23 protein-coding genes are annotated in these 24956 nt (G+C 54.8%); 4 read left to right on the top strand and 19 right to left on the bottom strand.

Annotated features, from left to right (window positions below; all coding sequences use genetic code 11):
- The first annotated feature begins 48 nt into the window (after positions 1–48).
- Positions 49–240: a hypothetical protein gene (locus tag RT52_RS15445; protein ID WP_034808114.1), complete on the top strand. Its 192-nt coding sequence runs from the start codon at positions 49–51 to the stop codon at positions 238–240.
- Between the two features lie 28 nt (positions 241–268).
- On the opposite strand, the gene RT52_RS15440 is transcribed toward RT52_RS15445, so the two are convergent.
- The 6 genes from RT52_RS15440 to RT52_RS15415 form a co-directional block, all read right to left on the bottom strand.
- Entirely contained in the window at positions 269–1123 is an 855-nt protein-coding gene (locus RT52_RS15440; RefSeq protein ID WP_338042394.1) for a sulfite exporter TauE/SafE family protein, read from the bottom strand.
- Between the two features lie 74 nt (positions 1124–1197).
- Positions 1198–1608: a WapI family immunity protein gene (locus RT52_RS15435; RefSeq protein ID WP_034818271.1), complete on the bottom strand. Its 411-nt coding sequence runs from the start codon at positions 1606–1608 to the stop codon at positions 1198–1200.
- 81 nt (positions 1609–1689) lie between these two features.
- Positions 1690–2577, bottom strand: a complete 888-nt coding sequence (locus RT52_RS15430; protein ID WP_034818268.1) for an alpha/beta hydrolase — start codon at positions 2575–2577, stop codon at positions 1690–1692.
- 20 nt (positions 2578–2597) lie between these two features.
- Entirely contained in the window at positions 2598–3389 is a 792-nt protein-coding gene (locus tag RT52_RS15425; RefSeq protein ID WP_051690387.1) for an AAC(3) family N-acetyltransferase, read from the bottom strand.
- Between the two features lie 6 nt (positions 3390–3395).
- Positions 3396–6407, bottom strand: coding sequence for an AAA family ATPase (locus RT52_RS15420; protein ID WP_034818266.1), 3012 nt, complete (start codon positions 6405–6407; stop codon positions 3396–3398).
- Positions 6404–7510, bottom strand: a complete 1107-nt coding sequence (locus RT52_RS15415; protein ID WP_034818264.1) for an exonuclease SbcCD subunit D — start codon at positions 7508–7510, stop codon at positions 6404–6406. Before RT52_RS15415 ends, RT52_RS15420 begins: the two co-directional genes overlap by 4 nt.
- A 104-nt stretch (positions 7511–7614) precedes the next feature.
- On the opposite strand from RT52_RS15415, the gene RT52_RS15410 reads away from it, so the two are divergent.
- Genes RT52_RS15410 through RT52_RS15400 form a run of 3 tightly spaced genes read left to right on the top strand, consistent with a single transcriptional unit; the run spans position 7615 to position 10496 of the window.
- Entirely contained in the window at positions 7615–9348 is a 1734-nt protein-coding gene (locus RT52_RS15410; RefSeq protein ID WP_034818262.1) for an ABC transporter ATP-binding protein, read from the top strand.
- Positions 9345–10217 carry an NAD(P)-dependent oxidoreductase gene (locus RT52_RS15405; protein ID WP_034818260.1) on the top strand — a complete coding sequence of 291 codons (873 nt, stop codon included), beginning with the start codon at positions 9345–9347 and terminating at the stop codon, positions 10215–10217. The genes RT52_RS15410 and RT52_RS15405 overlap by 4 nt, the downstream gene beginning before the upstream one ends.
- Positions 10218–10262: 45 nt before the next feature.
- Positions 10263–10496 carry a DUF2188 domain-containing protein gene (locus RT52_RS15400; RefSeq protein ID WP_034818301.1) on the top strand — a complete coding sequence of 78 codons (234 nt, stop codon included), beginning with the start codon at positions 10263–10265 and terminating at the stop codon, positions 10494–10496.
- A 23-nt stretch (positions 10497–10519) separates the two neighbouring features.
- Here RT52_RS15400 and RT52_RS16860 read toward each other — a convergent pair whose 3' ends face one another.
- The 13 genes from RT52_RS16860 to RT52_RS15340 form a co-directional block, all read right to left on the bottom strand.
- The gene (locus RT52_RS16860) at positions 10520–10684 is read right to left on the bottom strand and encodes a DUF975 family protein (protein ID WP_245175576.1); all 165 of its coding nucleotides are present in this window, start codon (positions 10682–10684) and stop codon (positions 10520–10522) included.
- Positions 10636–11172 carry a hypothetical protein gene (locus RT52_RS15395; RefSeq protein WP_245175573.1) on the bottom strand — a complete coding sequence of 179 codons (537 nt, stop codon included), beginning with the start codon at positions 11170–11172 and terminating at the stop codon, positions 10636–10638. The genes RT52_RS16860 and RT52_RS15395 overlap by 49 nt, the downstream gene beginning before the upstream one ends.
- A 60-nt stretch (positions 11173–11232) precedes the next feature.
- Complete coding sequence (locus RT52_RS15390; RefSeq protein WP_034818258.1) at positions 11233–11895, bottom strand: copper homeostasis protein CutC; 663 nt, start codon at positions 11893–11895, stop codon at positions 11233–11235.
- A gap of 16 nt (positions 11896–11911) precedes the next feature.
- Complete coding sequence (locus RT52_RS15385) at positions 11912–12682, bottom strand: DeoR/GlpR family DNA-binding transcription regulator (RefSeq protein WP_034805457.1); 771 nt, start codon at positions 12680–12682, stop codon at positions 11912–11914.
- Between the two features lie 223 nt (positions 12683–12905).
- On the bottom strand, positions 12906–13520 hold the full coding sequence (gene plsY / locus RT52_RS15380; protein WP_034818256.1) for a glycerol-3-phosphate 1-O-acyltransferase PlsY: 615 nt from the start codon (positions 13518–13520) through the stop codon (positions 12906–12908).
- Between the two features lie 11 nt (positions 13521–13531).
- Positions 13532–14419 (bottom strand): M15 family metallopeptidase, encoded by an 888-nt coding sequence (locus RT52_RS15375; protein ID WP_034818254.1) that lies wholly within the window; start codon positions 14417–14419, stop codon positions 13532–13534.
- A 75-nt stretch (positions 14420–14494) separates the two neighbouring features.
- Positions 14495–14914, bottom strand: a complete 420-nt coding sequence (locus RT52_RS15370; RefSeq protein ID WP_034805448.1) for an acyl-CoA thioesterase — start codon at positions 14912–14914, stop codon at positions 14495–14497.
- Positions 14915–14944: 30 nt separating this feature from the next.
- On the bottom strand, positions 14945–17206 hold the full coding sequence (locus tag RT52_RS15365) for an AAA family ATPase (RefSeq protein WP_034818252.1): 2262 nt from the start codon (positions 17204–17206) through the stop codon (positions 14945–14947).
- Between the two features lie 57 nt (positions 17207–17263).
- Positions 17264–17947, bottom strand: coding sequence for a hypothetical protein (locus RT52_RS15360; RefSeq protein ID WP_034818250.1), 684 nt, complete (start codon positions 17945–17947; stop codon positions 17264–17266).
- A gap of 104 nt (positions 17948–18051) precedes the next feature.
- Complete coding sequence (locus tag RT52_RS15355; protein ID WP_034818249.1) at positions 18052–19617, bottom strand: BCCT family transporter; 1566 nt, start codon at positions 19615–19617, stop codon at positions 18052–18054.
- 126 nt (positions 19618–19743) lie between these two features.
- Positions 19744–20232 carry a DUF3939 domain-containing protein gene (locus RT52_RS15350; RefSeq protein WP_245175570.1) on the bottom strand — a complete coding sequence of 163 codons (489 nt, stop codon included), beginning with the start codon at positions 20230–20232 and terminating at the stop codon, positions 19744–19746.
- 107 nt (positions 20233–20339) lie between these two features.
- The gene (gene acnA, locus RT52_RS15345) at positions 20340–23054 is read right to left on the bottom strand and encodes an aconitate hydratase AcnA (RefSeq protein ID WP_034818247.1); all 2715 of its coding nucleotides are present in this window, start codon (positions 23052–23054) and stop codon (positions 20340–20342) included.
- A 201-nt stretch (positions 23055–23255) separates the two neighbouring features.
- Positions 23256–24851 carry a peptide chain release factor 3 gene (locus RT52_RS15340; protein WP_034804977.1) on the bottom strand — a complete coding sequence of 532 codons (1596 nt, stop codon included), beginning with the start codon at positions 24849–24851 and terminating at the stop codon, positions 23256–23258.
- Positions 24852–24956 lie beyond the last annotated feature (105 nt).

The following is a 24956-nucleotide window of genomic DNA, read 5'->3' as shown; positions in this document are numbered from 1 at the left end:
CACGCGCTTTCGACGGTGGAACATATAAGTATGGAAGGGGGTGTCCTTATGAGCGATTCATCGTTTAAAAAGCGGTTGATGAAAGCGACCCATCTCCATCGCTCGAGTGAAGGACAACGTCGAGGTAAAGAAGAACGGCGACCAAAACGTGACACCGAGGCGTTCGAACGACGATTGCGCGAAGCGAAGAGTAAGGTCGGCGAGATTCAAGAAAACATCGACCATATTTCTAGACGATAAAACCCCGTCGGTTGACGGGGTTTTTCTTCTACTTAGCTGCTGTTTTCGGACGAACGAACAACGCCACGATGAACGTCAGTGCGAGGACGACGAGTAGCCCGAGCGAGATGTCATTGAATCCGAGCAAGTTCAACGCCACACTGAGCGCGACGGCGACATAAAAGCCACCGAGCGCTTTTTTCACGAGTTGCGAACTGAAGCGTTGCAATTGCTTCGCCCCAATCGGAGAGCCGATCATCGCGCCAGCGATGAGCGCAAGGCCGTGCCAATAGTTCGTATCAGCCCCGGCAATCGCATAACTGACGACACCGGACAAGACGATCAATAGCGCTGCCGTGATACTCGTCCCGACGGCCCGTTTCATCTCGGTGTTGAGTAACTTGACTTGAAGTGGCGTCAACACGAAGCCACCGCTGACACCCATAAGTGACGAGATGAATCCGCCGAACAGTCCGATGAATCCGATCCGCGGAACCGATTCGGAGCCGACACTCCCTTCGACGTGTTGTTTGGAACGGAAAAACGAGATCGCGAAATACGTCAACAGTGCGATATAGGCGAGCGAGATGACGGGTTTCGCCCCGTCGAGCGTCTCGAGATAAAACACGAGCGGTGTCGCCACCCACGTCCCGACGACCCCGAACGCACCGATCAAGAGGGCGTGTTTCGGATTGACGTTTTTTAATTTGATATGGGAGATCGTCCCCGCCGTCGTCGACCCGAGCGTGAGCATGAGACTGAGCGCGATGGCCGCACTCGCCTCGTAGCCGAAGACGAGCAGGAGCGGCGTGAGTAAAATCCCGCCCCCGATGCCGAAGAATCCGCTCAAAATCCCGATGAGCGCTCCAAGCAGTAGAAACGAGAGTATTGCCATGATGTCCATTTTGGTCCCTTCTTTCTTTCCTTCTCGTTACTAATCATAACAAAAAGAGACGCTATCTGCGTCTCTGATGTGAATTACGGCAAGAACGGTGGCGGCAAGATTTCCGCCATCTCTTGCTCCAACTGCCCATAAAACCGTTCCACCGCCTCTCTCGGGAAGAAGAATGCATCCACCCGCTTCGGTCCGGTCCTCGCCCAAACCGTCCATTTATACAAATCGTCCGCCTTCCGTTCAATCCTTAAGACGAAATATGGTTCGATTGGATCGAGCAAAAACTTCTCCGACGTGCCATCTAACAATTCTCTCATACCAGACAATAAATCTTGAAACTCTGACTCGAGGAGCAATGATCCATAAAAATTGAAGATGAATCTCTGTTCTACCTCGATCGTGAACATGGAGGCGATGAACACGTCTTCCCCTTTCTCTGAATACTTTCTTGGGAACAGTTCAATCGTCACGTCCGCTTGATGAATCTTCGCCATCTGATCACTCCAATCGATTTCCATTCCTATACGGTACTTCAGACTGAACGAAAAGAGTCTAGGCTACCCTAGACTCCACGTTCAGAGCACCCGCTCTAAAAAATCGAACAGTTGCTCCCGATATTCAGCTTGGAACGTTTTATGCGAGGCGACATGACCGTCATTATCGGTCACCCATAACTCGATTTGGTCGTTTCGTTCGGCCAACCGTTCGCTCTCTGACACTGGGATGGCGTCGTCCCCTCTTCCATGAATCAAGAGAATCGGCGCATCGATGTTTTCGACGTCGTCAATCGGTTTGACAAGATCCGCATCAAGTCCGGTGAACCACGGCGTCACCGTCATGATGACCGGAGTGAACGGGAAGTTCGGCAAATCGCTCCACACCGGCAAATTCGTCTCGAGATACGCACGCAAGTCACTGAACGGACTGTCGGCGATGACGGCTGCGACCGCTGTCTCATCGGCCGTCGCAAGCGCCGTCGCCGCTCCCATCGAGACGCCGTATAAGACGATCGGTCCATCAGTCCGCTCCCTCGCGAAGGCGATGGCCGCTTGTAAGTCGGACTGTTCTTTCGCCCCGACCGTGACGCGGTCGCCTTCCGAGATGCCTGACGCCCGAAAATCAAACGTCAAGAACTGGTAGCCCTGTTTATGGAACTCCGGGATCAGTTCTTTCAGTGGCAAATCCGACTGCTCGCGGTTTTTTCCATACCCGTGGGCGAACACGATTGTCGCCCGTGGTGTCGGGTGCGGGATCCACCAGCCGTACAAGTCGCTGCCATCCTCCGCTTGAATCGTCACGTTCTCATACTTGATGTCGAGCGCTTTCGGTGTGAACGTCAACGTCTCACGGACGGGTGACGTCAATTGGTCGCCGATATGGGCCGAGATGCCCACGACAGCGAGGAACGCGACGAGCACGATGACGGCCAGCGCGATTCCTGTATACTTCACAAAACGGTTCATCCGATTTCCCCTCTCCATTGTTAGTCAGATAGCCAGCTACGCAACGCGACGAGCGCGTGTCGGACGGGCTCCCACGTGTCCGACGGTATGACGTAGCACGTCGCCTCGTGAATCGTGAACGTCTTGACGTCTTTTCGTTTGACGATATTCTCACCGATCGGACCGAACGGGTCACTGTTGACGTCGACATGTTCAAACGTCTTCCATACCCGCTCCCCTGACTCGACCATCGCGCAACCGAACGGCTTCATCGGACCGTCAATCCCGTACTCGGCATAATGCCAGAGCGTCGTCGCATCGAGCGGTGAACCGAGATGAAGGATTTTTGCGTTCCGTTCAATCATCTTCTCAATCGGGGAGCCCGGTCCAAAGCCCGCTTCGAGCGTATGACCGGAGACGACCTGCTCGGCGTCGTCTCCCCAAGCGGCGACGGACCACATCGGGTGTTGGCTGCGATACACATTCGGGTACGACCTGAACAGTTCGGGGACACGACCCATTCCGCGCGTCGCCGTCTTTTCCGGGTCGTAGGGCGGCATCGTCTCACGTATCGTCTCCCACCATTCGACCGGCACAGGCGGCGCCTCCCAGCCTGCAGGGTCCGAGTTGTCCCCGGTCTGGGTCGCCATCATGAGTAACCCTTCCGGTCCGACGGTCTCTTGCAACGCTTCGATGACTGTCTGGGCTCCGCCCGATACCCAACCGAGCTTCGATAGGGACGTGTGGACGAACAGCGCGTCTCCTCGTCGAATTCCGGCTGCTTGCAACTGACTGATTAAACTCGATTTCGTTTCCATATGTCTCATCATCATCATCTCTCACTCCACGACGAGCTGGATCGTCGACCCGCTCCTTGTTTTCTTCACTTCAATCCGGGCATCGACGCGGTCTTTCAACTCTTGAACGTGGCTGATCACCCCGACGAGCCGACCGCTCGATTGGAGCGACATGAGCAACTCGATCGCCTGGTCGAGCGATTCGGCGTCAAGTGTCCCGAAACCTTCATCGATCAGCATCGTCTCGAGGCTGACGCCACCGCTCAATTGCTGCACGACTTCAGCTAGGCCGAGGGCGAGTGACAAGGAAGCTTTAAAGCCTTCACCGCCGGATAAGTTTTGCACACGCCGCGACTGGCCCGTATAGGCGTCAAAGACTAATAATTCGAGGCCGGACTTCGCATTTCCTTTTGCCGTCTCGATTTTTCGTTCAAGTTGGAACTGTCCGCTCGTCATTTGATCGAGATGGATATTGGCCGCATGTAAGATTTGGTCGAAGAACGCCGTCTGGACGTACGTCTCGAACGTCAGCTTCTGCGGGTTCACGCCGCGCCCCGTATCGGCGATCAGCTTGATTGTCTCAAGCCGTCTGACGTCGGCATCCGTTTGTTCACGAAGCGCATTCCACTCGCGGACCGTCTGGCGGTGACGTTTCAAGTGGACGTCAGCGGTGACGAGACGTTCGGAGAGCGACTCGTTCTCCTCCTGTGCCACTCGGACGCGTTCTTTAAGCGCTTCGACCTCAGGACGTGGCCGCGCCCCGATCTTCACTTCCACTGCTTGCAGGGCGTGTTCGATTCGCCCCGCCTCTTCGAGCTCTTTGGCGAGACGTTCTTTTAACGTGGGCAACGTGTCGACGAGCGTCCGGTCCTGTAAGAATGCGTCTTCTGTCAACTCGATTTTCTGAAGTGCCTCGTCGAGTTGCGCCCGCGCTTCGTTTAACCGGCGTTCCTCGAATTCGAGCTGTTCCGTGAGCAATCGGAATCGTTCGGCTTCCCCCCACTTCAGACGATTGACCTCTTCAAGTCGACGCTCATACTCCGCGACCTCACGCGTAACGGCTTGGAGTCGTAACGTCAGCTGGTCGCGTTCAGTCGTCAACGTGGTGCGTGTCATGCCGTCCACTTGTCGCATCGTCTGTAACGTTTCTTGAATCGATTGCAACGCTTCGAATAAGGATTGCCGCTTCTCCGCCTGCTCTCGCTTGGCGGTCTCAAGTTTCCTGACCGCCTGCGTGGTCGTCCGATACGTCGCCTCGAGGCGCTTACGCTCTTCGACATCGCCCCGGAGTGTTTGGACGAGAGACGCTTGATGTTTGAGCGCCTCGCTCGCCGGACCGTGGAATTGTAACGCTTCGGAAGCGGTGTCGCGCTCATTGACGAGTTCATCGAGTTGGCGCTTGAGCGCCCGATAGTCGGCGCGTGCCTCATGGAGCGCGGTGTCGAGCCGCCGGAGCGTTTCGATCGCTAATTGATGCTCGGTCACGTTCGCCCCTCCACCAGAACGTTCGACAGGTTCATGGCTACGTGAACCGCAAACCGGGCACGGATCGCCCGCCTTGAGCCGGTCCCGGAGCGTGTCCGCCATGAGCGCATGCTCGGCTTCGACGAAACGCTCGACAAGCGTGGTTTGGGCTGTATGTTGACGCTGCACGTCTTTCCCGTTCCGCTCACAAGCGGCGAGCTCGCTGGCGACACGCTCGCATTTTTCAACGAGGTGGCTGTGATACTCGAGCTGACTGTAGCGCCGCTCCGCTTCGACGAGTTGTTCAGTCGCAGGCTTGTCTTCAAGCTGTTTCGCGAGCTTCTGTTCCAGGTCACGTAGCTCAACTAAGCGAGCCTCGTCCGTGAACACACCGAGTTGCTCGACCTGTCGCTTCAACGCTGTCCGCTTTTCTGTCGCGCGTTGCCATTCCTCGACATATGGTAGCAATTCAGCGATGTCAGTCAATCGGTTGTTCGCCCGTTCGGCTTCTTGGCGGAGCTCCATCATCTTGTCGGATTGTTCATGTAACGTCTCAAGCTGTGCCGCATACGTCTCGTCACGCTTTTGAGATTCGATGCGGTCTTTTTTGATGCGCTCGGCATCGCGCCGAAGCGTCTCGAACCGTTCATAGTGCGGTTGGACGTTCATGACTTTCTCGAGCCGCTCAATCAAGGCACGTCGTCTCACGCGATCCTCTTCTGCGTCACAGAACGTGTTGAGCGCATTACGGTACGTATCCCGCTCTTCCATTAACGTGAGTAGTACCGTTGCCTCATTCAAATGCGTCCGTGCTTCCTCGAGTCGGATCTCAGCCGCCCGCTTCTCTAGCTGCACCGTGTCTTTCGTTTGTAACAGACGTTCTTCCCTATCCTCAAGCCACGTGATAATATCCGGTACGTTCCGCATCGCAACTGTTTCGATCTCTTCGTCTTCAAGTTCTAACAGTTTTAACCGCGTCGTCTCGATCGCCCACTCGACCTGTTTTCGATACTTCCCATGTCGTTCGACCCATTCCTCTTGGAACGCGCGATACGCTTCCGTCTTGAAGATCGACTGTAAAATCTGTTGTTTCTTGACGGAATCCGAGTCGAGCAGTTGCCGGAACTGATTTTGCGGAAGCAGTAAGATTTGGCTGAACTGTTCATAACTGAGCTGCAGGAGCGACTCAATCGTCTGTTCGACGTCGTTCACTTTCGTCGCGACAGGTTTCCACGCGTCGTTCCATTCATAGAGCACCGCCTCGTGCGGGATCGGCGTCTTGTTCTTCGGATGCGGTTGCTGCGGCTGACGGACGATGCGGTACCGCTCGTCTCGAATCGTGAACGAGAAGTCGATCTCGGTCTTCCGCTCCGGTTCCGCATACTGACTTCTAAAGTCGCTCGCGTTTCGAAGCGACCCGCTCGCCCGGCCGTATAGGGCGAACGTCATCGCGTCAAAGATGGTCGTCTTGCCGGCACCTGTGCGTCCGCTGATGACGAACATCGAACGCCCTTCAAGTTTCGTGAAATCAATCGTCTCCGTCTCGGCGTAAGGGCCGAATGCGGTGATGGTCAGGCTGACAGGTCTCATTTCAGACCACCCCCTTCGATCAGTTCACGGACATGTGCGTCAGCGTCTTTCCCATGTACAGCTTTGAAAAAGTCGAGATAGACGTCCTCGACCGAACGACGGTCGAGCTTCTCCCGTTCGACGCGTGACGTCTCGTCCTGACGGCGCAACAGTTCGAGCTCGAGATGGAGAATGTTCGGATAAACCGTGCGCAGCTTCGCCATCGGGTCGAACAAGGCGCGCTCATCCGTCAACACAATCTTCAAATAATCCTCCACAGCCTCGTCTTGATAGAATGACGGGGCGAGCAGCTCGTCTAACGTCCCGGTCAAGATGCGAAGATCCCGTCGCGCCTCGAGCGGGCGACGCCGGCGCGTCCACGTCCCGTCCCACTCGATGATATCGACCGATTTGACATGGTTCGCCTCGGAGAACGAGTATTTCATGAGCGAACCGCTGTACGCGATCCGGTCATCTTGAATCGCGTCCCGGTTATGCAAATGACCGAGTGCCGTATAGCCGAACGGGGCGTACAAGCCTTTCGCGACTTGTCCGGCCGTCCCGACGGACAGTTGACGCTCAGAATCGGTCTCGAGCCCGCCCGCGACAAAGCTATGGCCGACGGCGACCGCTCGTTTATCGATGTCGCCGTAAGCGTCGACGACCGCGGCGAGCGCATCGTGATGCGTACGAATGGAGTCGTGATGAAAAGCGTAACGAATCCGCGCCGGCTCGAGGAACGGCATCAAATAAAACGGGACACCGCCGACTTCGAGCGGTCCCGTATCCGGCTCAACTTTTCCGACGATATGGAGCCCGACTTTCGTCAACAGTTTCGAGCTGTACTGCAAGCGCTCTGCCGAATCGTGATTGCCGGCGATGGCGAGGACGGGAATGTTCCGTTCTAAGACGAGCGCTTTCCACATCTCGTCGAGCAAATCGACGGCCTCGACCGGCGGCACGGCGCGGTCGTATAAATCTCCCGCGACGACGATCGCGTCCGGTTTCTCCTCATCGACGATGGTTAAAAACGAATCGAACAAGACGATCCGTTGGTCTTCTGTCATATGGCGGCCGTGGACGATCTTGCCCAGATGCCAATCGGCCGTATGTATCCATTTCATGTCACTTCACCTCGTATCTATTCTATCATTATTCGGTAATCCAGTTCGACGTCTTGACACTTCATTTCGAAACAGCGAAAGTTAAATGGAAAGGGGGTCGTGTGATGGAATCTACGACCACATGGCGGTCATTCGTTCGACTGTTTCGAATCGCCAAGCCTCCGAAAGCGTTATTCATCGGGGCAATCCTCATCTCGCTCGTTCAAGCGATGGCCTCACTTGCCATCCCGCTCATCTTGCAACGTGTCGTCGACAACTGGAGCGTCGCCATGCTCGATGCACGGCTCGTCACCATCTTCATCGTGGCGTTTTTGGTCCAAGTCATCTCGAGCGCGATTTCAATCTACTGGTTACATATTGTCGGTCAGCGCGTCGTCGCGAACTTACGGACGACGTTATGGGAACGGCTCGTCGCGTTGCCGATCCCGTTTTACGACGGCATCAAGTCGGGCGAGCTCGTCTCGCGGCTCAATAACGATACGACGACGCTCCAACAACTGTTGTCCGAGCAGAGCGTCCGTCTGCTGACCTCACTCGTCTCGATCATCGGGGCGGTCGGCATCTTGTTCACGCTCGATTGGCAGATGACGCTCGTCATCCTGTTCTCTGTGCCGACGACACTGCTCATCGTCATCCCGCTCGGCCGAAAGTTGCGCGTCATCGCCAAAAAGACACAACACGAACTCGGTGCCTTGTCCGGGTTCTTCGCCGAACTGCTCGGCGAGATTCGCCTCGTGAAGTCGCAAGCGACGGAGCCGGAAGAAGTGACAGAAGGAAAACGCCGGATTGAGCTCCTGTTCAATTACGGGGTAAAAGAAGGACGCATTCAAGCGCTGTTAATCCCGCTACTTAACGTGACGCTGACGGCGATGCTCATCGCCATCCTCGGCTTCGGGGCGTACCGTGTCTCGACCGGTGCCCTGTCGACGGGGTCACTCCTCGCGTTCATGCTCTACTTGTTCCAAATCATCACGCCGCTTATCACGATGTCGGAGTTTTTGACGCGTCTCCAAAAGGCGCGCGGTGCGACCGAACGGATTTCAGAACTGCTTCTCGTGGAAGCAGAACCTTATACGGACAGGGCGGAATCGATTCAACAGGCGTCACTCGCCTTTGAGGATGTGACGTTCCAATATGGTGAGACACCCATCATCAAACAGCTGTCGATGACCGTTCCGTTCGGGGCTACGACAGCGATCGTCGGACCGAGCGGAGCCGGCAAGACGACGCTCTTCGCGCTCGTCGAACAATTCTATCTGCCGACGTCAGGGCGAATCACTTACGGCAGTCGAGACATTCAAACATATGGCCGGAACGATTGGCGCCAAATCATCGGCTACGTCGCGCAAGACTCGCCTGTCCTATCGGGCACGGTCCGTGACAATATCTTGTACGGATTGAAACGAGACGCCTCCGAGGAAGAGATTTTACAGGCGTGTGAGATGGCGAACGCCCGTCTCTTCATCGAGGCGATGACAGACGGGCTCGATACCGAGATTGGGGAGCGTGGGGTCCGGTTGTCCGGTGGGCAGCGTCAGCGACTTGCCATCGCCCGAGCGCTTCTACGCGATCCGCAAATCTTGCTTCTCGACGAGGCGACCTCGAGCCTTGATTCCGAGTCGGAACGGCTCGTCCAAGAGGCGCTCGACCGGCTCATGCGCGGCCGGACGACGCTCGTCATCGCCCACCGTCTGTCGACGGTACAACACGCCGAACAGATTATCGTTCTCGAGAACGGTGCGATTAGTGGTCGTGGCACGCATCAACAACTGTTACAAGACAATGCACTATACGAAAAACTCGTCACGCAACAACAATTAGGAGGTCAATCAGTATGAAGACAATCGGATTTATCGGACTCGGGGTCATGGGACAAGCGATGGTCAGGAACTTGATGAAAGCGGGATTCCACGTCCAGGCCCATACACGGACGAAAGAGAAAGCGACCGCTTTACTCGAGGCGGGCGTCACCTGGTGTGACACCGTCGCTGACGTCTGTGTCGGGGCCGATGCCGTCATCACGATTGTCGGTTATCCGTCCGACGTCGAGGAAATCTATTTCGGCGAAGGGATGATTCTCCAATCGGCTGAACCGGGCACGCTCGTCATCGATATGACGACGTCTTCCCCAATCCTCGCCGAACGCATCGCCGAGGCGGCCATCGACCGGAGCTTGCTCCCGCTCGATGCCCCGGTCACGGGCGGTGACGTCGGTGCGAAAAACGGGACGCTGTCCATCCTCGTCGGCGGTGGGGAGTTCGCGTTCACGAAGGCGCGTCCCTTGTTTGAAGCGATGGGTCAGGCGATCGAGCGGATGGGCTATGCCGGGAGCGGCCAATATGCCAAGCTCGCGAACCAAATCGCCATCGCCGGCATCATGATGGGCAACGCCGAGATGCTCGCGTTCGCGAAAAAAGCCGGGCTCGACGCCGAGCAGTTGCGTCAGACGATCCGTGGCGGCGCGGCCGGGAGCTGGACGCTCGAGAACCTCGTCCCCCGGATGATTCAAGAGGATTACTCGCCAGGGTTCTTTATCAAACACTTCATCAAAGACATGGGGCTCGCCTTAGCGAGTGCCGAGCAGCTGAACGTGAAACTGCCAAGCCTCGAGCTCGCCGCGAAGCTGTATACGATTCTTCAAGAGAACGGCTATGGAGATAACGGGACACAGGCGCTGATTGAGTACTATCTACATCAAGACGTTTGAAATGAGGGATGCGTGGAATTAAGTGAGTGAAGGAGGCGAATGTCCATGCCATGGAACATGAAGGACTATCCGCAATCGTTGAAGAACTTTGACCCGCTCGTCAAAAAGAAAGCCATCGATATCGCCAACGCCTTGCTCGCCCAAGGATATTCTCCTAAAAAAGCCATCCCGATTGCCACCGAACAAGCAAAAAAATGGCACGCGGAAGCATCGAGCGAGGAGCGAAAAGCGTTCGATGATGCACCCGATCCTCAAAAGACAGATCGTCATGACACATGAAAAACGGTCAGCTGCGCGTATGCTCAGCTGACCGTTTTTTCTTGTGCTGCGTCTTTTTCTGCTTTGATTTCCAAGTAGAGCCCCGCGAGTGCCGTCTCGAGATAAGGCTGGACGAAGATTAAGGCGAGTCCGCCTGTCACTAAAACGAGTACGTACCAGCCGATATAACTCGCGAGCAGCTTGAGCATGACGAGCTTTTTACCGCCATGAGTCGCTTGCTCACTTTCATGGCGGCGAGAACGGACAGGTCGGGTTGGTCACGCAAGATGAACGGGACCATGCGAAACGTTAAATAAAACCACACACCCGGTACGATCAAGAGCAACATGAGGAGATTCAACCCAAGATAGAACACCGCGTAATAACCAACGGCCTTCACATACTGTCTGAGCGATCCGAACGAATCGAATAGCAAGCCGAGCGTCGGTTTGTCTTCTTTCGCGATGTCGAGATAAATCCAGTTCCGGCCCAATTCGAGCGGGGCGAGCAGGACGAGCGAGCTGTACAACAATAGAATCGATGTGAACAGAACGTCCGGCGTCGCATCAGCCGAGAGGTCGAGTTGCGACGTGACGACCGTTTGCACGAGCATCGTCGCGATGGCCGCAAAGATCGCGATGCCCCAATTTCCAGAGAGCATACGTAAAGCAAATTGTTTATATACGGAAGCCTGCATAACGTCACCTACATTATATCGTTTTTTTCATTATAGCAAAAAAACAGTCTAACGACTGCTTCATTGCCTCATTTGTTCGCGCAACTGTCGGAACTTCGACTCATCGAGCGCGCCGTCAGTCCGGACCCCGGACCCGACGTGGACGAATGAGACGTCAAGTGTCTCCATCAGTTCGCGTACATTATTCGCATCGATACCGGCTCCGGGTAAGATGTTCATCTCGGCCGTCTCACGCATCGCCTTGAGCGAATCGATTCCTTCTCGTGCCGTCGCGGCTCCACCGGACGTCAGGACGTGATCGACTTCAGGAAAATCGTTTAATACCTCGACGGCGGCGAGTATATCTCTCACCTCATCGATGGCGCGATGGAACGTGAGCGCCATGTCCCCTTTATGCTTGATCACTTCACCAAGGATCCGTTCATCGAGGCTCCCGTCAGCCGTCAATGCGCCGAAGACGATTCCTGCAGCTCCGAGTTCGCGACAGAGCCCGACGTCCGCGAGCAACGTCTCCTCATCGTCCTCGCTGTAAACGAACGAGTTCGCGTGCGGACGAATCATGACATGGACCGGGATCGAAACATGCTCGACCACGTTTCGAATCGTCCCGAAGCTCGGTGTCGTCCCGCCTGAAGGGAAATCGGCAATTAACTCGAGCCGGTCCGCTCCAAAACGTTCTGCTTGTTTCGCTTCTTCTAACGTAGTCACGATGACTTCAATCATTCAAACTCCTCCTTTGTTATGGGGCAAAGCGCCAATCGACCTCGTGGATTGCAAGGTCGCGCTTCCAATCCGTCGGTTCCGGGAAGTCGGAGATGATCGTCGTCACCATTGAAAAGTCCGAGACCCGATACCGCTTTTGTTGATTGAACTGGGTATGGTCAACGAGCAAATAACACGTACGGCTCTGCTGCATGACCGCTTGTGACACCGTGGCGAGCCCGTACGCGTCGCACGTCAGCCCGAGCGTAGGGTCGACCCCTTCGACGGACAGGAAGGCGGCATCGAACACGTATGCCTTCAGCTGTTGTAACACTTGCTCACCGACCGTGACGAGATGTTTCGGGTCGATGGTGCCGCCGAGGAGCTGGACGTCACCCGTGAAGACACCTTTCGCCCGCTGTTCGAACAGGGCTTTCGCGACCATGAGCGACGGCGTGACGATCGTCAAATTCCGTCCACGCATCCGGGCCGCGACTTGCTCGGGCGCGACACCGTGACCGATATAGAGGAGCGCGTCATCTTCGACGAGTTGGAACGCCGTATAGGCGATGCGGCGAATCCCGTCCATATTGGAAATCATCATCGGTTGGAACGAGACGCTTTGATGCAAGACGGCGCCGCCGTAAACACGTTTAATCCGATGTTCTTTCTCGAGCTCCTCTAAATAACGACGAATCGACTCCCCCGAGACGTTCAATCGTTCAATCAATTCACTCGTCTTCACTTTTCCTTCCCGTTCAATCCACTCGACAATCTTTTGTTTACGTTCTTCTCCTATTAAAGACACAAGCCTGCCTCCTCCGCAATATTCGTTTCCTTTCTTAGTGTAGCGAACGGATGTAAATTTAACGTAAACGGAAGGTAAAGAACGGGCAAATCCAACATGTTTTTCGTGAATTTTCGTTAAAATCAACAGAAATCCACAAAAAAGCCAAGCTTGTTAAGCTTGGCTCTAAGAATCGAGGACACGAGAGATGGAGGTCACTGAACGATCCATCTCCGTATTCGCATTATTTTCGCTTTTGAAACAATGGCACTTTCGGCTCGGTCCCAGAACGAATGCGTTGCCAGTTCGAGCGGTGCTTGATGATGATGAACAAGGCGAGCGGCACGATGACAATGAGTGGCAACCAATCTCGCGCAATGATGCCGTACGCGATCACGGTCACGAGTCCGACGACGGACGCCGCCATCGAAGACAGCGACACCATCTTCGAGACGAGCAGCGTCACGACGAACGTCGTGACGACGACGAGGAAAAACCACGGGAAGGCCGCCAACAAGACGCCGGCGCTCGTCGCGACCGACTTGCCCCCTTTGAACTTTGCAAACACCGGGTACGAGTGGCCGATGATGGCCGGGATTCCGGCCAACAGCAGACTCATGTCGCTCCCGAATAAAAGCGGGAGCAGCGCGGCGACGAGCCCTTTCCCCATATCCCCGAGCAAGACGAGCGTTCCGGCCCGTTTGCCGAGCACACGGAACGTGTTCGTCGTCCCAAGGTTCCCGCTCCCATGTTCACGGACGTCGACCCGATAGCCGAGCTTGCCGATGATGAGCGCGAACGGGATCGACCCGAGCACATAACTGATCAATACAATGAAAATCTCTGTTAAATAAGGCATCGCAATTCCCCTTAGTCCATTAATTGCTTGAGGTATTGTTCGAACGGGACGTTCATTTGTTTGACGTTCGTTGCGTGTTCTACCCCGATGTAACGTAGATGCCACGGTTCATACATATAACCCGTCTCATCTTCAAAAGCCCGCTGGTAACGGACGATAAATCCGTACTTATGGGCGTTGTCGGCAAGCCACTTGCCTTCTTTCGTCTGCTCGAGCCCTTGCGTCAACTGATACCCGACCGAGGCGCTCGAGACATCAATCGCGAGTCCGGTCTGATGTTCAGAATGACCCGGTGGCGCTGAATATTTCATCGCTTGTTCTTTGCCATCTCGGGCGACGTACGCGTTGAAGAGCTGAACTTGATAGTCATAAGAGCGGAAAGCGCTCGTCCCTTTCAAGTCAATCCCTGCCGATTTCGCGGCAGCCATGAGTCCCTCGATTCCGGTCGCCGCCTCTTGACGAAGCATGCGACGGTCACCCGTCGCCGAGTCGACGAAAGCGATGTTCGGGGTCACGAGGTCTTGCGGTTTATAGTTGCTCGGAAGCGCGATTTGTTTATTGACGAGGATGAGCGTGCCGAGTGCCAAATTGGCCTGTCCCTCCGTCTCAAGCGGTTCTTTCGGCACGAGTTCGACCGGGGGCGCCTCTTCGACTGAGGCTGAATCCTCTGGCGTTTCCGTGGCCGGTTCTTCTTCGGTCGTTGGCTCTTCTGCCACCTCCGGTTCTGGTGTATCGGAGGCATCATCAGTTGATTCCGGTGCCTCTTCTGGCGCGGTCGGTTCTTCCGTCACGACCGGCTCTTCCACCGGTTCATTCGTTGCGGGTTGTTCGCTGGTGGTACAGCCCACTAACGTGAGCGTCAAGGCGCAGCACACCATCCATTGCGATGGGTTTCGCATGCGATCTTCCCCTTTCTATATACAAAAAGTACCGTCAAGATATGATACCATACTGACGGTACAAAAGAACCACTGTTATGAGACGGGACTCATGACACGCATGTACATCTCGTGCCATTCCGGGAACTCACGGTCGAGACGGACGGGCTTGAAGTCGCCTTGTTTGACGACGACGTGTGTCGTTTTCGCGGTGCCGACCAAATGACCATCCTGGTCGGTCAATTCATAGCCGTAAACGGTACGAATTTTAGAATAACTGTCGACCCAGACCCGGACGTTGACCGTGTCACCAAACGTCACGCTTTTCTTGTAGTCGACCGATACGTTCGTGACCGGCGAGACGAAGCCCGCCTGTTCCATGTCTTTATACTCGACGCCGAGTTCACGCAAGAGTTCGGTTCTGGCAATCTCCAGATAGACGAGATAGTTCGCATGGTAGACGATCCCCATCATATCAGTCTCTTGATAACGAACCGGAATTTGAATCGTATGCATTAAATCGTCCTCACTTTCCACATCATTATATTATAACTTGGTACTAATATCTACTACTAACAATTGGTTGAAATCACTTTCTGACACGTCTTGGCCGACAAGTCGATACGACTGCCTTGCAATCGCCTCGTCGATGAGTGACAGGGCCATGCGGGCGTTCGGCCGTTCCATCTGCCTGATTCGATTCTCGATTTCGCTGCGGACGTCCTCGTCCATCACGTAGCCGAATTTCTCGGCGTAGCGGATGGCGATTTCGACGAGCTCATTCGTCGAATAGTCCTCGAAGTGAATGCTTCGTTTAATTCGACTGCTGAGCCCTGGATTCGATTCAATCAATCGACGCATCGGGGCATCGTAGCCCGCGAGCACGACGACCAAGTTCTCCCCGTGTTTCGGCATCTCGTCGACGAGCGTGTCAATCGCTTCTTTGCCATAATCGTTCGGGCCCCCGCTCAAACTATACGCCTCATCGATGAGCAACACCCCGCCGAGCGCATCTCGGATCGCGGCTTTTGTCTTCTGTGCCGTCTGACCGACGTATCCGCTGACGAGGTCGGCACGGCTGACAACTTTCAAATGGCCCCGCTTCAGGTAGCCCGTCTTTTTAAGCAGCTGGGCGTACAGATGGGCGAACGTCGTCTTGCCGGTCCCGCTGTTTCCGACGAGCGTGGCATGGAGCTCGACCGGCGCCGTCTTCAGACCGAGTTCACGCCGCCGTTTTTGGACGGTAATGAGCGCCTCGATTTCCCGGAGTTGTCGTTTCGCCTCATCCATGCCGACGAGGTCGTCAACAGACAACGCACGGTCTTCCTCGGACTCAGTCTCAACAAAATCGAGTTCGGTCAAAATCGCCATCTCGTCAAGCGGAGCCTCCGCGCCGAATCGTGACCCTTTTTGGAACATCGCATCGAGCAAGATGTTATGGACCGTGCGCGCGTTTCCGAACGTCGCATCGACACGTTCGCGGTCGAGTCGGGCGAGGAGCGCCCGTTTCGCTTCAGCCGTCAACACGTAATTGTTATCATCGGCCACTTTCTCGCCAATCGCCACGAGCTCTTCGTCCGAATAGTTCGGTAGCTCGTAATGGTTCGACTCTGGAAACCGGGACCGGAGGCCAGGGTTGGCGAGGAGGAAGTGACGCATCTCTTCCGGATACCCGGCGAGGATAACGACGAATTTCCGGGCATATTCGCCGCTCGTCATCGCGGCGACAAGTGTATCGATCGCGGCTTGTCCATAGTCGCTCCCGCTCGCATCTTGTCGCTTCAGTGCGTATGCCTCATCGATGAACAAGACGCCACCTTCGGCTTCTTTCACTTTATTCATCACTTGTTCTTCCGTCTGTCCGACGAACGCGCCGACGAGGCTCGACCGATCGGCTTCAATGACGTCCGGCCGGCTGAGAAGTCCGAGTTCAAAGTATATCTCAGCCATCAGTCGAGCGAGCGTCGTCTTCCCTGTACCCGGGTTCCCGGTGAAGACGAGATGAAGCGATGGTTGATGAATCGATGAAAAACCGGCTTTTTCTCGTTCTTGTTGGAACAGCAAAAAGCGGTACCACGATTTGACGCGGGCTTTGATGTCCGTCAAGCCGATCATCGTCTCCAACTTCTCAATGCCGCTCGACTTCGTCTCGCGCTTTTGTTCCGGGAGTAATCCGATAATCGTCTCAAGTCTCGATTTCACGGCCGTCACCCGTTCATTGAAGCGACGGAACGCCTCACGGCTAAAGTAATTGCCCTGCATCGAGGCAAGGAGGGACGCGGTGTCGTCCTCGAGCGCCGCCACTTCTTGCATCGCCTCGACGACGACGGCGGAGAGCTGTTCGAGCTGGTGCTTGAATTCCGAGTCGCGTAAATCAGACTTCGCCCGTTCGACTTCCTCGTGAAGTTGGTCCAACTGATCGAGCAGGCTCGACGTCTTCGCCTCATAGTCGGTCAAAATCTGTACTTTCATGGACGCATAATCGGCCTCACGAAGTGTCGGCCATTCGATTTGGAGCGTCTGCCGGAATCGGCGCAACTTCTCGTTCAATTGGCTGACCCGCAGTTCTGCCGGTAAGGCATGCATCGACTCCAGTTCTTTCATCCAGCGGTTGAGAAGCGGGTCCATCGTCTCCGTCTCCCGAAACCGTCTCGTCGCGAGTAACGTCAACGTGCGAGCCAATTCGTCACGTTGCCCTGTCGCGCGCGACCAATGGGCGTAAGACAATAAGGCGGCCTCGTCGACCGTCTCGCCTTCTTCCCAACGTGTGAGGTCAGCCTGCACTTGGTCCAAGTTGATTTGTTTCATTCCATTCTTCCTTTCAGACGACAAAGGAGCGGACGTCTCAGTCTGCTCCTAGCCGATTTATCGTGATTCAAAAGACGTCATGCGAATCGAGTGGAACAACTTCCCGTTATTACGCGATTCTGCGGCGAGCAAAATCCGCTCGTTCGCATCGATGTAGTACGTGACCGCTTCCTCGTTTCCTTCTTCACTGAAGATCGACGGATATTGTTCAATCCATTTAGCCGGGACCGATTCTGCCGTTTCCGTCTTGACGAACGCTTGCGCGGTACGACCGATAATCTCGACGTCTCCTTCACTCGAACCGAGCGAGCCGTCATCGAGCCATCTACGGATCTGTTCGTTCGTCGCTCGAGACAGGAACGGATGAGGTGCGACCGCGCCCGACGTCGTCTCTTGACGAATCGTCTCCTCGCCTTCCGGATTTAATTCGCGGTAAATCGAGCCGTCCCATTCTGCTTTCGCTCCGACGTTTGGTCCCGAGACGACTTCCGAGACGAAATGACCGTTCTCGTCGTAAGTGACAAGGTAGTCGCGCTCTTCAAGCGTCTCGCCTTCCGTCGGTAGCTTCTTCTCTTCATAGCCGATGACGACGGACGTATAGAATGGCTCGGTGCGGTTCTCCCTGCCTTCGTCATCCGAAAAGTTGAACAACGAGTAAAGGTTGTAAATGAGTAAGGCACCAATGATGAGAATGCCAGCCCCAATCACCCAACTCAGACGTTTTTTCATTTGTTGTTTCATATCATGCCCTCCCACTCTGCTTCACTTACTATCCTACACTAGCGTGGAGGTCATGCAAAATATTTACGACCAAAAAAGGGTCTCGCATGGAGACCCTCATTTCATTATCCGAGCTTATCTTCTTCTTTTTTATACGCATCAATCCATTTGTCTCGCTCATCCGGTTCATCCGACAAGTCTTTGAACAAGGCGATGATCATGAAGATGAGCACGAAAATGAACGGGAACGCCACGAGAATGGCGACGGCCTGAAGTGCGCTCAGTCCACCCGCGTAAAGGAGCACGGCGGCGATCGAGGACTGAATGAAACCCCACGTTAGCTTGATGCGCATCGGGGGAATCAGCTTCCCGTTCGTCGTGAGCATCCCGAGCACGTACGTCGCCGAGTCGGCCGACGTGATGAAGAATGTCGAGATAAGGAAGATGGCGATGATGCTGAGCAACGTACCGAACCCTCCGAACGTCTCGAACAAGGCGAACAGTCCGACTTCCGTTCCAATCTCGTTGACGGCCGTAATCAAACTCTGTCCGCCGAACAAGTCTGCCCAGATCGCCGAACCACCGAATACCGAGAACCAAAGCAGTCCGAACGAGGTCGGGACGAGTAAGATGCCGATGATGAATTCGCGAATCGTCCGCCCTTTCGAGACACGGGCGATGAACGTTCCGACGAACGGTGACCACGAGATCCACCATGCCCAATAGAAGATCGTCCAGCCGTTAATCCATTCGCGTTCGACCGGTTCGAGTGCGGCCGTCCGGAAACTCATCGACGGCAACTGTTGGACGTACGTCCCAATCGTCTGGGTGAACAGGTCGAGAATGAACGCGCTCGGTCCGGCGATGAGCGTCGCCCCGAGCAAGACGATGGCGAGGAAGATGTTCGTATTACTTAAAATCCGAATCCCTTTCTCGAGGCCGGTCGAGGCGCTGATCATGTAGAGCACCGTCACGACAGCGATGATAATCAGTTGCGTCGAGAACGCGTTCGGTACGCTTGGAATCAAATAGTGAAGACCCCCTGCGATTTGCTGCGCCCCGAACCCGAGCGACGTCGCGACACCGAATGCCGTCGCGATGACCGCGAGGATGTCGACTGTCTGTTTAACGGGACGTTCATAACGATCGTTCACGAGCGACCCGATTGTCTCTCCGATTGTCGCCGGACGTCCTTTTCTGAACGTCGAGTAGGCGATGGCGAGTGCGATCATCGCGTAAATCGCCCATGGATGGAAGCCCCAATGGAAGAACGCGTAGCGCATCGCGGTACGAGCGTCGCCTTCAGGAGTCGGTGATTCGAATGGCGGGCTGTGGAAGTGGAGGAGCGGTTCGGCCGCCCCCCAGAAGATGAGTCCGATTCCCATCCCGGCACTGAACAGCATGGCGAACCACGTCAAATAACCGAAGTCGGGACGATCCGTATCTTTTCCGAGCCGAATCGAGCCGAATCGCGAGAAGATTAAAAAGACGGCGACGAGCAAAATCCCGGTCGCGCTGAGCAAGTAAAACCAGCCCATGCCGTTCGAGAGCCATCCTTGAACGGTCGTCGTCACGTTCAATAGGCTGGCGTTGCCAAGGAGGCGTTCCGGAAAGATGCCCCAAATCGTGAACAAGACCGTGATGATAGCTGAAACGATGAAAACGGTCGTCACTTGGCTTTTCCTTTTCATTAGTAGTCACTCCTATTCAATTTTCTTATTTTCATATACGTTTTCCACCGTAACATACTTTGTAAACCCTCCACAACCGCTCGACCTGTATTGAATGAAACCAAAAAGAGTGACGGAACGTGAACGTCACTCAGGTGGTTTCGGCTCGAGCGAGACAATCAACGTCTCATCAACGACATAATACGGGCGCTTCGGTAGCGTTTTCAAATAACCGCCTTCTCGTAGACGTGCCAAATCGAGTTGCATCGTCTGTTGAAACTTGCGGAGCGGTAATTTCTGTTCTTGTTCCATGTACAGGTCGAGTGCCCGTTGGACTTGGTCCATCTCATAAATGATGTCCCGCTCCTCTTCTGGAACGATATAAAACGTCTCTTTCGACATGAAAAACCGCTGTCTCGGTTTGCCGGGCAGATGCCGCTTCAACCGCGTCAAGTCGATTTCTTGTGTATCATCGAGTAAGACGGTCCGGTTGACCCCTTTCGGTAGCGTCTGTTCGTACTCATGAATCGCCTGTCTGAGTTCCGGTAGCGTGATGTCGACGTCATGCTCTACGACCTCTTCCTTTTGCATCAAACGTTGCCACCAGCTTTTCCCTGATTTCGTCTGTCGCTCCATACACTCCCCCCTCTCCTCATCCTGTTCCCGATATCGATGGGCCTCTCACCTTAATTCCGCACATTCACAAAAAAAACCTTCCTTTTTTCAAAGGAAGGTCAACATGTTTACTTCAATTTGTCACGAAGGACCATCTGTAGGATGCCGCCGTGACGGTAGTAGTCGATTTCAATCTCAGAGTCAAACCGAGCGATGACTTTGAATTCGGTCACCGTACCGTTCTCATGCGTTGCTTTGACGTTCAAGATATCACGTGGGCGGACCGACTCGTCGACTTGGATGTCGATCGCTTCTTCGCCTGTGAGTCCGAGGGAGTCGGCTGACTCCCCGTCCATGAACTGGAGTGGCAAGACGCCCATCATGACGAGGTTCGAGCGGTGAATCCGTTCGAAGCTTTGCGCGATGACGGCACGGATGCCGAGAAGATTCGTTCCTTTGGCTGCCCAGTCACGCGACGAGCCCATACCGTAGTCGTTTCCAGCGAAGACGACGAGGCCTGTGCCTTGCTCTTTGTACTTCATGGCCGCATCGTACATCGGCATGATTTCGCCAGTCGGCCAGTACGTCGTGAAGCCGCCTTCAGTGCCTGGTGCGACTTGGTTACGGATGCGGATGTTCGCGAACGTGCCGCGCATCATGACTTCGTGGTTCCCACGGCGTGAGCCGTACGAGTTGAAGTCGAGCGGTGCGACGCCCTTCGACTGAAGGTACTGTCCAGCTGGAGTCGTCTTCGAGAACGCACCGGCTGGTGAAATGTGGTCGGTCGTGACCGAATCGGCAAACTTCCCGATGACGCGGAGGCCGTTCAACGCATGGACTTCTCCCGCTTCCGGCTCCAGGTTCTCGAAGAACGGCGGGTTTTGGATATACGTCGAGTCGTCCGAGAAGTCATACAAGTTGCCTTCTGGCACGTCAAGCGCGTTCCAACGCTCATTGCCCGTGAAGACCGTATCGTACTCTTTGCGGAACGCTTCCGGTGAGACGACGTCTTGAACGACCATCTTGATTTCATCGTTTGATGGCCAGATGTCTTTGAAGAAGACCTCGTTGCCATCTTTGTCTGTTCCGAACGACTCGTTCATGATGTCGAAGTTGACCGATCCAGCGAGCGCGTACGCGACGACGAGTGGCGGTGACGCCAAGAAGTTCGCTTTGACGAGCGGGTGGACGCGGCCTTCGAAGTTACGGTTCCCCGAGAGGACCGATGAGACGAGCAAATCATTCGATGTGATCGCGTCTTCGACTTCGCGGTCGAGTGGACCCGAGTTTCCGATACATGTCGTACATCCGTAACCGACGGTGTTGAAACCGAGTTGGTCGAGGTACGGCGTGAGGCCGGCTTTGTCGAGGTAGTCGGTAACGACTTTCGAGCCCGGTGCGAGCGACGTCTTTACGAATTTTGGAACCGTGAGACCGCGTTCGACGGCTTTCTTCGCGACAAGTCCTGCTCCGACCATGACGTATGGGTTTGACGTGTTCGTACAGCTCGTGATGGCTGCGATCGCGACGTCACCCGTACGCATGTCGACAGCGCCGTCTGTGTAGTTGACCGCCGCCGTCTTCTCAAGCTCAGCTTTTTCAAGACCGAAGCCGCTGTGTCCGGCTGGTGCCGTCACACTGTCGACGAATGCCGTCTGAAGGTCTGATAAGTTGATGCGGTCTTGTGGACGTTTCGGTCCAGCAAGCGACGGCTCAACTTTCGACAAGTCGAGCGTGAGCGTCTTCGTGAACGACGGATCGGCTTGGTCCGGTGTATAGAATAAGTCGTTCGCTTTTGAGTACGCTTCGACGAGGTCGATCAATTCTTCTGGGCGACCCGTTGTGCGCATGTAGTTGAGCGTCTCGGTGTCGACTGGGAAGAAGCCACACGTCGCACCATATTCAGGCGCCATGTTGGCGATCGTCGCCCGGTCTGAGAGCGGCATCGTGTGAAGCGATGGACCGAAGAACTCGACGAACTTGCCGACGACTTTCTCGTTCCGGAGCATTTCTGTGACGACGAGCGCGACGTCGGTCGCTGTGACACCCGGGTTGACTTCTCCGATGATTTTGACGCCGACGACGTCCGGTACCGGGAAGTATGACGGTTGACCGAGCATGCTCGCTTCGGCTTCAATCCCACCGACACCCCAACCGAGGACACCGAGACCGTTGATCATCGTCGTATGCGAATCCGTTCCGACGAGTGAATCCGGATACGCCACGTTGCCTGTGCCATCTTGTTTCTCGAGGACGACCGACGCCAAGTACTCCAAGTTGACTTGGTGGACGATTCCGGTCGCTGGTGGGACGGCACGATAATTGTCGAACGCCGTTTGAGCCCAACGTAAGAACTTGTAGCGCTCTTCGTTCCGCTCGAACTCGATGTCCATGTTTTTCATGAGTGCGCCGGCGAAACCATACGCATCGACTTGGACCGAGTGGTCGACGACGAGGTCGACCGGGATTTCCGGGTTAATCTTGTTCGGGTCTCCCCCAAGGTCAGCCATCGCTTTACGGAGTGAGGCGAGGTCGACGACGGTCGGGACGCCTGTGAAGTCCTGAAGGACGACGCGGGCCGGTTTGAACGGGACGTCGATATCTTTCGACACCTCGGCTGTACCCCATTTAGCCAAGTTCTCGACGTGCTCTTTCGTGATGCCGCGGCCATCTTGTTGACGTAGCACCGATTCGAGCAAGACACGAATCGAATATGGAAGACGACTGAGTTCAGTCACTCCATCTTCTTCAAGTTTTCTAAGTCGGTAATAGTCATACGCTTGCCCGTTCACCTCGAACTTCGTCCGCGATGAAAAAGCGTCTAACACGTTCGTTTGTTCCATACGATTTCCCCCTTTTTGAAAGCGGCGACGTCGGCAGTTGCCGTAATCGCTTACTTATCACATGTTTATCATAATACAACTATAGCGTGACGTAAAATACATTCCGTCACAAATTAGTCATAAGTAAAACTTATCAAGATTCCATTTTCGGTTGAACATGAAAAAAGCGACTCCATAACGGAATCGCTTTGACAGCCGAACTTACTCTACACCGATTTCCGCATTCACGTCGAGCGCATCGACGAGCGTGAGTTCGTCTTCGTAACGCTCTTTGAAGCGGTCGAACGTGAATTCATTGGCAAACAAGAACACCGGGCGTTCCCAGCGGTCCGTCACGAGCATGTTCCGTGAGTCCTGGAACGGCTTGAGCGCCTTCAATTCCTTGTCCTTCACCCAACGTGCGACACTGTAAGAGACCGGCTCCATGCGGATGTCGACACCATACTCGTTATTCAAGCGGTACTCGAACACTTCGAATTGGAGTTGGCCGACCGCACCGAGGTAAATCTCGTTATATTCGTTGCGATACACTTGAATCGCACCTTCTTGCGCGAGCTGCTCGACCCCTTTGTGGAAGTGCTTCGACTTGAGGGAGTTGATTGGCGACACACGCATGAACAGTTCTGGCGGGAACGTCGGCAACGCCTCGAACGCAATCTTTTGCTTCGCCGTCGTGATCGTGTCCCCGATTTGATACGTGCCCGAATCGTAAATCCCGATGACGTCGCCGGCGAACGCTTTGTCGACCGTTTCCCGGTCGTTCGCCATGAGCTGTGTCGATTGACTGAGCTTGATTTTCTTGCCCGTCCGCGTAAGCGTCACATCCATGCCCCGCTCGAACACACCCGAACAGATGCGCACGAACGCGATGCGGTCACGGTGGGCCGGGTTCATGTTCGCCTGGATTTTAAAGACGAAGCCACTGAACTCTTCTGACGTCGGGTCGATTGGACCGACGTTCGATTTGCGTGCTTCTGGCGCCGGTGACATGTCGAGGTAGTGGTTAAGGAACGACGTGACACCGAAATCGACGAGGGCCGTCCCGAAGAAGACCGGCGTCAATTTCCCGTGTTGAATCGCCTCGACGTCAATCTCGTTGCCGGCACCGTCTAACAGGTCAATCTCATCACGTAAGTTCGTCAAGTTCTCTTCCGTCAAATAGTCGGCGAGCACCGGGTCGTTCACACCGTCTTCGTTTAGCGTGAGCGTCGACTTGTCGCCTCGGAACAAATGAACTTCGTTCTTGATGCGGTCATACACCCCTTCGAACTGCATCCCGCTACCGATTGGCCAAGTGACGGCGACTGAAGGCATACCGAGTACTTCTTCTAGTTCTTCCATCAACTCGAGCGGATCTTTCGCCTGGCGGTCGAGTTTGTTCATGAACGTAAAGATTGGGATTCCACGCATGCGGCAAACTTGGAACAGTTTCTTCGTCTGCGTCTCAATCCCCTTCGCGGCATCGATGACCATGACGGCACTGTCGACCGACGTCAAAACGCGATACGTGTCCTCACCGAAATCGTTATGCCCCGGCGTATCCATGATCGAGACAACTTTGTCCTGATAGACAAATTGCATGACCGAAGATGTGACCGAGATTCCACGCTGCTTCTCGATTTCCATCCAGTCGGATTTGGCGTGTTTTGAGTTCTTGCGGGCCTTGACCGTCCCCGCTTCACGGATGGCCCCTCCGTGTAGGAGCAGTTTTTCTGTTAAAGTCGTCTTACCGGCATCCGGGTGGGAGATGATACCGAAGATGCGACGTTTTTCCACTTCGTGTTTCAATTGGCTCATATATGTGATCCTTTCTGATTCAAGACGTTCCTGATTCGTTCATTTTGCAACGCTATCTATTCTAACGAAATGTGACCGGTTCGTCCATCCTGAGTCAAAGCGGAT

It is taken from the genome of Exiguobacterium alkaliphilum 12/1 (assembly GCF_000714435.1).
Classification (GTDB): Bacteria; Bacillota; Bacilli; order Exiguobacteriales; family Exiguobacteriaceae; genus Exiguobacterium; species Exiguobacterium alkaliphilum.
Note: the sequence above shows the minus strand (reverse complement) of the source record. Positions and strands in the feature narration are given on the sequence as shown.